This is a genomic window from Sphingomonas sp. J344, assembly GCF_024700005.1.
GTDB lineage: Bacteria > Pseudomonadota > Alphaproteobacteria > Sphingomonadales > Sphingomonadaceae > Sphingomonas.
Genome location: NZ_JAJONB010000001.1, coordinates 2,270,975 through 2,283,151 on the forward strand (window position 1 = coordinate 2,270,975; position 12,177 = coordinate 2,283,151).

At 65.1% G+C, this 12,177-nt stretch carries 9 protein-coding genes; 5 read left to right on the top strand and 4 right to left on the bottom strand.

Annotated elements, in window-relative coordinates; all coding sequences use genetic code 11:
- Window positions 1-2: 2 nt before the first annotated feature.
- From LRS12_RS11425 to LRS12_RS11440, 4 genes are all read right to left on the bottom strand, one after another.
- Window positions 3-3,179, bottom strand: coding sequence for an efflux RND transporter permease subunit (locus LRS12_RS11425; protein WP_257844687.1), 3,177 nt, complete (start codon window positions 3,177-3,179; stop codon window positions 3-5).
- Window positions 3,180-3,190: 11 nt separating this feature from the next.
- Entirely contained in the window at window positions 3,191-4,441 is a 1,251-nt protein-coding gene (locus tag LRS12_RS11430) for an efflux RND transporter periplasmic adaptor subunit (protein WP_224921293.1), read from the bottom strand.
- Window positions 4,441-5,649 carry a TolC family protein gene (locus LRS12_RS11435; protein ID WP_224921294.1) on the bottom strand — a complete coding sequence of 403 codons (1,209 nt, stop codon included), beginning with the start codon at window positions 5,647-5,649 and terminating at the stop codon, window positions 4,441-4,443. Before LRS12_RS11435 ends, LRS12_RS11430 begins: the two co-directional genes overlap by 1 nt.
- Window positions 5,650-5,742: 93 nt before the next feature.
- Window positions 5,743-6,126 carry a hypothetical protein gene (locus tag LRS12_RS11440; protein WP_224921295.1) on the bottom strand — a complete coding sequence of 128 codons (384 nt, stop codon included), beginning with the start codon at window positions 6,124-6,126 and terminating at the stop codon, window positions 5,743-5,745.
- Window positions 6,127-6,590: 464 nt separating this feature from the next.
- Here LRS12_RS11440 and LRS12_RS11445 point away from each other — a divergent pair, with 464 nt between their 5' ends.
- The 5 genes from LRS12_RS11445 to LRS12_RS11465 all read left to right on the top strand — a co-directional run bounded on the left by LRS12_RS11445 (window position 6,591) and on the right by LRS12_RS11465 (window position 12,176).
- Window positions 6,591-7,178 (top strand): RNA polymerase sigma factor, encoded by a 588-nt coding sequence (locus LRS12_RS11445; RefSeq protein ID WP_224921296.1) that lies wholly within the window; start codon window positions 6,591-6,593, stop codon window positions 7,176-7,178.
- Window positions 7,124-7,735 (top strand): DUF4880 domain-containing protein, encoded by a 612-nt coding sequence (locus tag LRS12_RS11450; RefSeq protein WP_257844688.1) that lies wholly within the window; start codon window positions 7,124-7,126, stop codon window positions 7,733-7,735. The genes LRS12_RS11445 and LRS12_RS11450 overlap by 55 nt, the downstream gene beginning before the upstream one ends.
- Window positions 7,684-8,184: a FecR family protein gene (locus tag LRS12_RS11455; RefSeq protein WP_374580849.1), complete on the top strand. Its 501-nt coding sequence runs from the start codon at window positions 7,684-7,686 to the stop codon at window positions 8,182-8,184. The genes LRS12_RS11450 and LRS12_RS11455 overlap by 52 nt, the downstream gene beginning before the upstream one ends.
- A gap of 144 nt (window positions 8,185-8,328) precedes the next feature.
- The gene (locus LRS12_RS11460) at window positions 8,329-10,842 is read left to right on the top strand and encodes a TonB-dependent receptor (RefSeq protein WP_257844690.1); all 2,514 of its coding nucleotides are present in this window, start codon (window positions 8,329-8,331) and stop codon (window positions 10,840-10,842) included.
- Window positions 10,842-12,176 carry an Atxe2 family lasso peptide isopeptidase gene (locus LRS12_RS11465; RefSeq protein WP_257844691.1) on the top strand — a complete coding sequence of 445 codons (1,335 nt, stop codon included), beginning with the start codon at window positions 10,842-10,844 and terminating at the stop codon, window positions 12,174-12,176. The genes LRS12_RS11460 and LRS12_RS11465 overlap by 1 nt, the downstream gene beginning before the upstream one ends.
- Window position 12,177: the final 1 nt, after the last annotated feature.

Here is a 12,177-nt window from a genome sequence, read left to right on the forward strand (position 1 = left end):
CGTCATCCTTTCGCGAGGCGCTGGGTGTGTGGTGATGCTTCAGGATTTTCGTCGTCCGCCCGGCGACGATGTACGAGGCGATAGAGCGCGGGCAGGACGACCAGCGTCAGCAGCGTCGACGAGATGATCCCGCCGATAACCACTGTTGCCAACGGGCGCTGCACTTCCGAGCCGATCCCGACATTGAGTGCCATCGGGACAAAGCCGAGCGACGCGACCAGCGCCGTCATCAACACCGGTCGCAGGCGGGTCAGCGCCCCTTCGCGGATCGCGTCGTCGAGGCCCATTCCTTCCTCGCGAAGTTGGCGGATGAAACTCAGCATCACCACGCCATTGAGCACCGCGACGCCGGACAGCGCGATGAAGCCCACGCCCGCCGAGATCGAAAACGGGATATCCCGCAACAACAACGCGAGCACGCCTCCGGTCAGCGCCAGCGGCACGCCGGAGAACACGATGCCCGCATCCTTGAGCGAGCCGAACAGCAGGAACAGCAGGCCGAGGATCAGCAGCAACGTCAGCGGTACGACGATCTGGAGCCGTGCCGACGCGGATTGAAGCTGCTCGAATGTGCCACCATAATCGACCCAATAGCCTTCCGGCAGTTCGGCCTGGGCTGCGACCTTTTCCTGGACCTCGGCAATGAACGAGCCGAGGTCGCGACCGCGCACGTTGACGGTGACCACCGCACGCCGCTTGCCATCCTCGCGACTGATCTGGTTTGGACCCGTTGTCTCGCGGATCGTCGCCACTTCGGATAGCGGCACGCTGTCGCGCAGCCCTTCGCCGCCGCCCGGCAGCGGGATCGGCAGCCGGTCGATGATGGAGCGATCCTGCCGCATCGCCTCGGGCAAGCGAACGACGATGTCGAAGCGCCGGTCGCCCTCGAAGATTTGCCCCGCCTCGGTGCCTGCGGTGGCGGCGGACACGACCGACTGGACATCGGCGATGTTGAGTCCCAGCTGGCTCAACCGCTGGCGATCGGGAATGATCTCCAGAAACGGCAGGCCGGTGACCTGCTCGGCCTGAACATCTTGTGCGCCGTCAATCGCTGTGACGATGCCCACGACCCGCTCCGCCGCTGCGGCCAGTTCGTCGAGATCGTCGCCGACGATCTTGATCGCCACGTCCGACCGCACGCCCGCAATCAATTCGTTGAACCGCATCTGGATCGGCTGGATGAACTCATAGCGCGAACCCGGCACGTCGCGTTGAATGCCCGCGTTCATTTCATCGACCAGTTGCGCCTTCGTCTTGCGTGGATCGGGCCATTGGTCGCGGGGCTTCATGATGATGAATGTGTCGGCGACCGAAGGTGGCACCGGATCGGTCGCGACATCGGCGGTGCCGATCTTAGCAAACACGTCCTGCACTTCCGGGAAGCGCTTGATCCTGTTCTCCAGTGCAGATTGCATCTGCACAGCCTGGCTGAGGCTGGTGCCCGGGATGCGTAGCGCGTGCAGTGCGATATCGCCTTCGTCCAGATTGGGGATGAACTCGGATCCCAGCCGTGTCGCCGCGACGCCGCTCAGGGCAACCAGCGCGACCGCGCCTACCAGCACAGCGATGCGCGCCTTCAGCGCCCAGTCGATCAAGGGCGCATACCAGCGTTTGGCCGCCCGGATCGCTGCGCTCTCCTTTTCGCTGACCTTGCCGCTCACGAAAGTTGCCACGGCTGCGGGCACGAAGGTGAGCGACAGGATCGCCGCCGCCGTCAGCGCCAGCACCACCGTGATCGCCATCGGGTGGAACGTCTTCCCCTCCACCCCGGTCAGCGCGAAGATCGGCAGATACACGATCGTGATGATCGCGATGCCGAACAGGCTGGGCCGCACCACTTCGGAGGAAGCCGATGCCGCGATGTCGAACCGCTCTTCCCTGGTCAGCAGCCGTCCAAGCCGATGCTGTGCCTCGCCGAACCGGCGCAAGCAGTTCTCGACGATGATGACGGCACCATCGACGATGAGGCCGAAGTCAAGCGCGCCCAGGCTCATCAGATTGCCCGAAATGTCCCCCGCGACCATGCCGGTGATCGTCATCATGAAGGTGATCGGGATCACCGCCGCCGTAATCAGCGCGGCGCGAATATTGCCGAGCAGCAGGAACAGCACGACGATGACGAGCAGCGCGCCTTCGGCCAGATTCTTTTCGACCGTGCCGATCGTCGCTTCAACCAGCTTTGAGCGGTCATACATGGTGACCGCGACGACCCCGGCGGGAAGCGATTTGTTGACCGTTTCCAGCCGCTCCGCGACCGAGACGCTGACCTCGCGCGCATTCTCGCCGACCAGCATGAAGATAGTGCCGAGCACCACTTCGCGCCCGTCCTTGGTCGCCGCGCCCTGCCGGATTTCCGATCCGATCGAGACATCCGCGACGTCGGCGACCCGCACCGGCGTACCATTGCGCGACGCCACGATGACCCCGGACAGGTCGGCTCGATCGGTCGCCTGCCCCGGCACGCGGATGACATATTGTGCGCCGGATCGTTCGAGATAGCCCGCGCCGACATTGGCGTTGTTCTTCTCCAGCGCCTCGGTCAGTTCGGTGACGCTCAGCCCATAGGCCGACAGTCGCGCTGGAATCGGAGCGATCACGAACTGCTTGCGATAGCCGCCGATCGAGTTGACCTCGGTCACGCCCGGCACGTTGCGCAATTGCGGTCGCACGACCCAGTCGTGCAGCGTACGCAAATCCTGCGCCGTATAGCGCGAACCGTCCGGCTTCACCGCGCCTGGCTTTGCCTCCAGCGTGTACATGAAGATTTCGCCCAGACCCGTCGCGATCGGACCCATTGCCGGTTCGACGGTCGGCGGCAGCGCCTCGCGTGCGCCTTGCAGCCGTTCATTGACCAGCTGCCGCGCGAAATAGATGTCGGTGCCGTCCTTGAAGACGACCGTCACCTGGCTGAGGCCCGCGCGCGAAACCGATCGGGTGAACTCCAGATCGGGCAGGCCGGCCAGCGCCGTTTCCACCGGATAGGTGATGCGCTGTTCCGCTTCCATCGGCGAAAATCCCGGTGCGGGCGTGTTCACCTGCACCTGGACGTTGGTAATGTCGGGAACGGCGTCGATCTTGAGCCGTCCAAACGAGTAGATGCCGATACCGATTAGCAGCAACGCTGCGATCAGAACGGCCCAGCGCTGTCGGATCGACAGCCTTATGATGCGTTCAAGCATGGCCGTGTTCCTCAGTGATCGTGGCTGGCGCCGGATTTTTCGATATCCGCCTTGATGACGTAGCTGCCCTTGGTGACGTAGCTCTGGCCGGGCTTGATGCCGGACTTGACCTCGGTCCACACCGGGCCGCGCGTCCCCAATTCCAGCATCCGCACCTCATAGGTGTCACCGACTTTGGCGAACACGACGGTGAAATCGCGGAATGCCTGCAACCCCTCGGTCTTGACCGCCAGCGGCACCTGACGCTGGTCGACGGTCAGCACGCCCTTGACGCTCATTCCCGGTCGCCAGAACCCGTCCCGGTTGGCGAGCGGCGCGCGGGCAACGAGCGCACCCGTCATGGGATCGGCCACCGGGCGAAAATCGCGGATGGTCGAGCCGATCGTGCGATTGCCCTCAAGCAGGCTGAGTTGAACGGGCGCGCCAGCGCGGACCCGCTCCATGTCGCGCGGAAACACCGGGAAGGCGGCGGTCGTCCGGGATGGGTCGGCGATCACATAGATCGGATCGCTTCCCGCGACATCGCCGGGGTTGGTGCGCCGTTCGGTGATGACGCCGCTGATCGGCGCGGTCACCGAATAGATCTGCATGCTTTCATTGCTCTCGACCCGCGCCAGCACTTGCCCGCGCCGCACGCGATCGCCCACGTTCAACGATGCCGAGACGACGCGGCCAGGGAATTTGGCTCCAACCTCCGCCGTGGCCGAAGGGTCGAGCTCGACCCGTCCGATCAATTCGAGCGCCTCGCCAATCTCTGCGGGTCCGGCATTTTCAAATGCAAGGCCCGCCGCACGGGCGGCGGCGGCGGGCATCGACACGCGGCCTTCGAACGAATCATATTTCCACCGGTGGGTGCGCCCGCCTTCGCGCGCGACGACAGTCACGTCGAAGCTGTGCGGCTCGACCACCCGGCCATCACCGCGCAGATAATCCGCCTCCGGTTTGAAGGCGAAGCGGTTGACCTCGCCGTCCAGCCTTCCCAGCGCGACCGATAGCTGTACTTCGCCCGGTGCGACCGGCTTGTCGTCGCGATAGGCATAGATGCGAAATTCGGGCGGCACGCCATCCTCGAAAATCGTCATCTCGACCGCGAAATTCCCGTCGCGCAGCATGCGGCCATTATGCGGCCCGCGTTCATAATCGGCGGCGGGTGCGCCCTCCGCTTCGGACGCCGTGTTCTCGGTTGCAGATTCGCCGCCACACGCGATCAGCGGCAACGGCAGGATAAGCGCTGCGGCGAGCGCGGCGTGGATGCGGGCCATCAGAAATCCCCCTTGGCGAGTTCGGTGAAGCGGCCGGTCAGTCGGTCGAGTTCGACCCTGGCCTCATGGTGACGGCGCACGGCATCGACCATCCGGGCGCGGGCATTGGCGAGCGTCGTTTGCGCCGCCGACACATCGACATAGCTGAAGAATCCGCGATTATAGCCGACGCGGACCTCCATCAGAGTGAGGTCGGCGTTCGGAATGACCTGATCGCGGATCGCCTCCGCCTCATGCGCGGTTTCCTCGACCTTCTCGACGGCCAGCGCGATCGTCCGTTCGCGGGTGAAGCGCTCAACCGCCAGATCGGCCTCGACCCGCCGTCGGTCGGCCTGGGCTTCGGCTAATCGTGCGTCTGATATGCGACGTCCTCCCAGCGGCAATGAGACGCCAGCGACCAGTGCGACATCACCGGTGCCAATGAAGCGCGGTCCCGCAGAGATTGTGGGATCGCGCTTGGCATTCGCGACCTGAAGGTTGATCGCTGCATCAGCACGCGCGCCGCGCGCCACAAAAACGGCAAGGTCCGCCGGGGCTGCCCCCGCCGCGCCGACGGGCTCGTGCTTGAACGACAGAAAGTCGCTGGTCGGGACCGATAGACCAGCCGATGCACCGCCCCACATTGCCGCCAGTCGCTTCAGCGCGGCGTCGCGGGCGTGAATCGCAAGTTCCACATCGACGCTGGCTTCGGACACACTGGTGGTCGCGCGCATTCCGGCGAACAGCGGGTCTTTGGCTGAAGCGACGCGGCGCTTCACTTCGGCCTCGACCATCCGGGCCATCGTCAGCCGCTGCCTGGCGATACCGATCTGCGCCTCGGTCGCCTGTACCTCGACATAAAGACGCTGGACCTGTGCAATGACGTCTAGCCGAACGACGATCGCCTCAGCGCGCGTCACGTCCATATCGCGATCGACGACGGCAACGCGCGCTTCGCGCTTGCCGCCGCGTTCGATGCGCTGGCTGTAGGTGGCAGTGACCTGAAACTGATCATAGAGGTCGCCGCTCGGAATGCCGAAGTTTTCAGTCGTGACTTCGATCGTCGGTTGCGGACCCAGTCCGGCGGCGGTGCGCGCGGCGGTCTGCGCCTCGATCCGGGCGGCGGTGGAGGCGGTTTGCGGTGCGGCGGCAAGCGTGCGCCGGATTGCGTCGTCGAGCGTCAGCGGCTGTGCCTGAGCCAGCGCTGCCGATGGCAGACAGACAGCCACGACAAGCGCGGCCCTGAACGGGGAATGCATCTGAAATCTCCTGATCCTATCGGTCAGCGGCGCGCGCGAACGCAGGCCGCGGGACGGCTAGGGTCAGGCTGACGGTGGTTCGGGGAGTGGTTCCAGCGTTGTCGAGCGCAGACGGGCGTCATCGAGGGGCTGCCGCCGGACTTTGTCGCTGGCGCTCGCAAGCAGGCTTATTGAGCTGCCCGGGACACCATCAGCGGCGACGTGAGTATGATAGCCCGATCCCTGCGTTGCCTTGTCCAGATCGTTCGACCGGTCGGGGGCTGCATCAGTCTGAGCAGATTGCGCGTCAACGGCCGCAGGATCGTCATTGTGATGATCGTGGTGGTCGGCATCGACCGCACGAACATGCTCATGCGTCGAACCGTCAAGATGAGGCACGGCCGCGCCCATCGGCCCGTGCGAAAGCGCCAGGACGAGAATGAGCAAGGCTGACAGGATGCGCCCCATATACCGGCCCGTAGCATCCTGGGCGAAGCGGGGCAATCGGCGACTAGTGCCAAAAATCTCGACGGAGTCTTCGAATGTGGTTCGCGGGTTCGCGAGCAGCAACCCAAGCCATCCAAGCAAAGGTGATAAGATCTACCAAGGCGGGCATTTGGCGCGCATTCAACCGACCCTGCCGGAGTTGCTTCTTCGAGTCAGGCTGTTAGTCTGCTCGGGTGCCGCGAGGGCGGCGCCGAGGCTTGAGAACCTCGCTTGGGAAGAATGACCCGCCATCGACGCGGCCGGGTGGCCGACGCGCATGTCCAAGCCGCTTGCGGCCAAAGGCGTCGGCGCACGACTCAAGCGTGCTTCTCAACACCCGGCTTCCGCCGGCGTCGCCTCGAAACGGGCGAGTCGGCGATGGATATTGGACTGATCAGATTTTTTCGGGCGAGTGGTCCGCCATACCCTCGGGATCGGGTATCGCGATGCGCCTGATCCCCGATGTTTTGAACGCATTGACCTCGCCTCGCCTGGCCGAGGGCGATCCATTGCCGCCCGATAATCGGGTCGCGGCCGGATCGGTCCTGGCGCTGAACGACTTGTACCAGACTCAGGCGCCGCGGCTGCATCGCTACTTCGCGCGCCGGACGGATCGGCAGGATGTGGGAGATCTGGTGCAGGAGAGCTTCGCCCGGCTCGTCGATGCGTCGGCGACGAAGGACCGGACGATCGAGCAACCCGAAGCCTATCTCAACCGTATCGCGACGAACCTGCTTCGCAGTCGCGCGAGGACCGCCTTGCAGCGATCGCTCGCCCAGCACGTCCCTGCGGATGAGGAATCGCTCGCCGGGCCAGACATGATCGCGGCGCTGGAGGCGCGTGATCTACTCAACCGGCTCCAAGGCGCCCTGATGCGGCTTAATCCGAAGACCCGCGAGATATTCCTGGCCCACCGCGTCGATGGCGTCAGCTATAGCGATATCGCCAAGCGGATGGGATTGAGCGTAAAAGGCGTCGAATGGCACATGACGAAGGCAATCGCGCGTCTCGACCACGTGCTGAGGTCGCGTTGACATCCGAGGCCGGGGAGGCACCCAGCCCGGACGATACCATCCGGGCGACCGCTGTCACCTGGCTGGCGCGTCTGCGCGCGCCTGACAGCGCGGACCATCATGAGGATTTCGAGGCCTGGTACGCCGCCGATCCGCGACATGCCGACATCTATGACGAGGTTCTCGCAAACTGGGAGAACATGGCCCTGGCGGCGCAGACGCCTGCCGCTGAACCGGCGCGGCGCCAAACTGCCCGGGCTGTGGATCGGCGCCGCCCGACATTGGCCTTCGCAGCGGCGGCGGCTGTCCTCCTTGTCATCTTTGCAGGCATCGGCATGTCGCGGCTCGATGGGCCTTGGTCGAGGGCAGTCGAGCCGACCGAGATCGCCAGCCGGCTCGGTGAGATCCGCACCACCACGCTTTCCGATGGCTCGCGCGTGACGCTCGACACCGACAGCCTGCTCCTGGTGGCCTATACGGATGGCGAACGAAGATTGTTGCTTCGTCGGGGCGTGCTCGTTTCGACGTGGCGCATGACACGGCGCGGCCGTTCGTTGTCCAGTCGGATGGCGGCTTAATCATTGCGCACGGAACCTTGTTCGATGTCGAACAGCAGGCACGGCGGATGACCGTGTCGCTCCTGCGCGGATCGGTCGAGGTCCGCACAGCCGTGACTTGGACAGGCGAAACGGTCGGCAAGGGCCGATTGCTGCGTCCTGGCCAGCAGCTTGCACTCGAGCCGCAAACCCCGGCTGGATCGCCGGTGCCGCTTCGGGAGTCGGACATGCGGTGGACCTCGGGCATGCTGTCCTTCGAGGACGCACCGCTCGCGCAGGTGGTGGCAGCCACGAACCGCTACAATGACCAACAGATCCGGCTGGCGGACCCCAAGTTGGGCGCGTTGCGGTTCACCGGCACCTTCGCCGCAACAAAGCCCCGTGAGCTTGCCCAAATGCTGGCGGCAACCTTCAATCTTGACGTCGCGCTCGCCGATCGCGGCACCCTCATCCTGTCTCGGCGTCGATAGCCGAAAAAAATTCCCAGGGTAGGCGACGCCCCTGGTGTCGAAGCCCCCAAGCGATGCCACGTCGGCGTCGCGCAGGGGCACTTGACGATGACAATATTGCGCAACGCGGCGTTCGCGACTTCGATTTCGACATGCACAGCCGCCTTGATCCTGGGTTCGGCCCCGGCATCGGCGCAAGCCTCCGGGCGACAGACCTACCGTCTTCCGGCACAATCACTGGCTGAATCGCTACGCGCAGTCGCCATTGCATCCGGCCGTAGCATCATCGCGCCTTCCATCCTGGTCAACGGCAAGGACGCGCCTGCCCTGGACGGGGATCACACCGCCGAAGAGGCGCTGAATGCCCTGCTTGCCGGCTCGGGTCTGCGCTATCGCGTCATCGCTACGGGTCTGATCATCGAGCGGGATTCCGCTTCGCGGGAGACTGCGCAACAGGCAGGCGAGTCTGAGGTCGTTGTGACCGGCAGCCGTATTCGCGGAGCGCCGGTGGCGTCTCCGGTCGTCCGGCTGGACCAGCAAGCAATACGCGATGCCGGCCAGTCGGACCTTGGCGAGGTCGCACGCAGCGTGCCGCAAAGTTATGGCGGCGGGCAGAATCCGGGCGTGGGCTTCAATGTCCCTTCCAGCACCGGCGGAAATGTCGGCGGGGGATCGTCGTTCAACCTGCGCGGACTTGGCAGCGACGCAACGCTGACGATCCTTAACGGCCGCCGCCTCCCTTATGATTCGGCGCGGCAAGGCGTCGATGTCTCGGCGATTCCCCTGGCGGCGGTCGACCGCATCGAAATCGTCGCCGACGGCGCTTCGGCGCTCTATGGCTCTGACGCCGTTGGCGGGGTGGTCAACGTCGTCCTCAAGCGCGATTTCGACGGGATCGAGACACGCGCGCGCATCGGCGGCTCGACCGAGGGCGGCAATTTCCAGCAGCAATATGGCGCGATCGCGGGCGGTCGCTGGGACAGCGGCAGCGCCTTCATCACCTATGAATATGCCGACAACACCGCGATCAGCGCGGCCGACCGCGATTATGCCGCCTCGCGTCCCGGCATCACGCTGCTCCCCGCGAGCACGCGCCATGCCGTTACCGCCAGCGGTCATCAACGACTGACGGACGCCCTCTCGATCGAGGCCGACGCGCTCTATAATCACCGCACCAGTGCGACGACATATCCGCTCAATTTTGCGGGCGACCTTGCAGTCAGCCGAACGACGCAAAGCTTCGAGGCCGAATCCCACGCGCTGGCCGCCAGCCTGCGCTGGTCACTGGACCTGTGGCGGGTGAATCTCACCGGCAGCTTTGGTGAAAGCAGCACGGCCTTTCGGGGAGACACCTTCGTCAACAATGCCTTCGCCAGCACCGCTGGGGGACGCTACGACAATCGCTCGACCACCGGCGAACTCTCCGCCGACGGACCCCTGATCGCGCTTCCGGGCGGGCCGGCAAAACTCGCGCTGGGGGCGGGTGTGCGGTTCAACGATTTCGCGCTGTTTCGCGGCGCGGGCGCGATCCAGAACATCGATGCCTCGCAGGACATCTTCTACGCCTATGGCGAATTGAGCTTGCCAGTCATTTCGCCCGATCAGCAGATTCCGCTGATCCGGCACCTCAACCTGAGCGGTGCGATCCGCTATGAGCGCTATCGTGGCGTAGCCGACGTCGTCACCCCAAAATTGGGGATCGTCTATTCGCCATCGGACAGCCTCGATCTGAAGGCGACCTGGGGCCGGTCGTTCCGCGCACCCAGCTTCATCCAGCAATATCAGGTCGGGCAGGCACTGCTCTATCCGGTCACGAGTTTCGGCGGCGTTGGCTATCCGTCCGGTTCATCCGCGCTGTTACGGGCGGGGGGCAATCCGGCGCTCAAGCCAGAGAAGGCGAGGAGCTGGTCAGCGACGATCGCACTCCATCCGCCTTCGCTTGCGGGCGCGACGCTTGAGCTGAGCTATTTCTCGACGCGCTATGTGGATCGCATCGTCAATCCGATCCTGCTGCTCTCGCAGGCATTGTCCAACCCGATTTATCGCGACCAGATCACCCTCAACCCGACGCCGGGCCAGCAGGCTGCGCTCATCGCCGGTGCGGACCAGTTCATCAACGCCACGGGCTCAACCTATGATCCGGCGCGGGTCGTCGCGATCATCGACAGCGCGAACATCAATGCGGGGCGACAGTCGATCCACGGTGTCGATGCGCTGCTACGTTATCGGATGGCGGTTGCGCGCGGCTCCATCGAGATGAGCCTCAACGCGAGTTATCTCGACAGCGAGCAACAGCTCGCGCCCGCCCAGCCGGTTCAACCACTGGCCGGCAGGCTGTTCAATCCGCCGCAATGGCGCGCGCGCGGAATGATCCGCTGGGATAACGGACCGCTGGGCATTGCGGCGACGGTCAGCCATATCGGCGAGGTCCGCGACACGCGCCCGGCGACCGCAGTCCGTATCGGCGGAATGACCACTGTCGACATCTCGGGGCGGTACCGGTTCGCCAACGCTGCGGGACCGCTGGCCGGGATCGAATTGTCGCTGTCCGTCCAGAACATCTTCGACGAGACGCCGACGACGATCGCGACGTCGGTTTATTACGATACGCCCTACGACTCGACCAACTATTCGCCGGTCGGACGCTTCATCGCCGTCGGGCTGTCGAAGAAATGGTAGTGGCCGTACCCGGACATCGGCGACGTGTGCTGACCACTGCCGCTGCGCTCCTGCTGCCGTTGATAGCCGAGGCGCGATGCGACCTGTTGCCGCGCCAGCAAGCTGTCGATCAGCCGCAGCGGCTTGTCGCACCCGAGGATCTCGTGCGACTGCGCGACATCGGACTGCCGGACGGATCGATCCTCGGATGGCCAAGCCCACTTGGTCTCTCGCCCGATGGAACACGCGCCGCTTTTGTCATCAGCCGGGCGGACCTTGACACCAACCGCTACTGTCGCGGCCTCGCGGTGATCGACATCAAGCCCGCCGCAGCGCCGAGGCTCCTCGATGAAGGCGGGGACCCGATCCTGTCCGTTGGCGTCTATCGCGGTCTCTTCGCCCGGACCGGCTTCCCACAGGTCGTAACGCCTTTATGGTCGCCCGATGGCCGCTGGATCGCCTATCTGCGGCGAGATCGAGGAACGACGCAGCTTTGGCTTGTGGCTTTGGCGGGCGGACCGGGCCGTCCGCTCACCCGCTCGGCGGTCGATGTCGAGCGGTTCGCCTGGCTTTCAGATGGCACTGGGCTGGTCTTCGCAAGCCGCCCCGGAACGCTTGCCGAGCGTTCGGCGGCGGATCGCGAAGCGCGTCGCGGCTTCCATTACGACGAACGTTTCGTACCGAGCATGGGAAACGGCCCGCAGCCCAGCGCATCGACGCCGCTTGAGTATTTCAAGATCGGGTTGGCGGATCGCGAACTGTCCCCGGCCAGCGCGAGCGAGCGGGAGCGCATCAGTGCCGAGGGTGTGCCGGGCGTCCCGCCCGATCCGCGGGCGGACGCACCGGACGGGCGGCGCGCCTGGACCGAACGGCAATCGTCCTCGCCGCTCGGGCCGCTCGTCCTGCGGGCAACCGCCGCCTCCGGTGCGACCGTCACCTGCCCGCCGAGTGCGTGTTTGGGCAAGATCGTCGGGATGTGGTGGCTTCCAGGCGGCGGGCCGCTGTTGTTCCTTCAGCGCGAAGGCTGGGCACGCGGCGAGATGGCGCTTTATCGCTGGACGCCGGGTGCCGGACCGCCAAAGCGCGTTTTCGCCACGACGGATATCCTCGACGGCTGCTTGCTCTTCGCCGCACAACTGGTCTGCACACGCGAGGCAGCGACGGTGCCCCGGCGCCTCGTCATCCTCGACCCCCGCACCGGGCAATCGCGCCTCCTTTACGATCCGAACCCGGAATTCTCGCGACTTCGCCTTGGCCGCGTGGTCCGACTGTTCTGGAAGAATGACCTTGGCCTCGAAGCGCGCGGCGACCTCGTGCTTCCCCCGGCTACCGTCCGGGCACGCGCCTCCCGCTGAT

Coding starts and splice junctions, on each gene's coding strand:
- LRS12_RS11430 (WP_224921293.1), bottom strand. CDS start 4,441: ATGGCCCGCATCCACGCCGCGCTCGCCGCAGCGCTTATCCTGCCGTTG.
- LRS12_RS11425 (WP_257844687.1), bottom strand. CDS start 3,179: ATGCTTGAACGCATCATAAGGCTGTCGATCCGACAGCGCTGGGCCGTT.
- LRS12_RS11450 (WP_257844688.1), top strand. CDS start 7,124: ATGGCACATGACGAAGGCAATCGCGCGTCTCGACCACGTGCTGAGGTC.
- LRS12_RS11440 (WP_224921295.1), bottom strand. CDS start 6,126: ATGGGGCGCATCCTGTCAGCCTTGCTCATTCTCGTCCTGGCGCTTTCG.
- LRS12_RS11445 (WP_224921296.1), top strand. CDS start 6,591: ATGCGCCTGATCCCCGATGTTTTGAACGCATTGACCTCGCCTCGCCTG.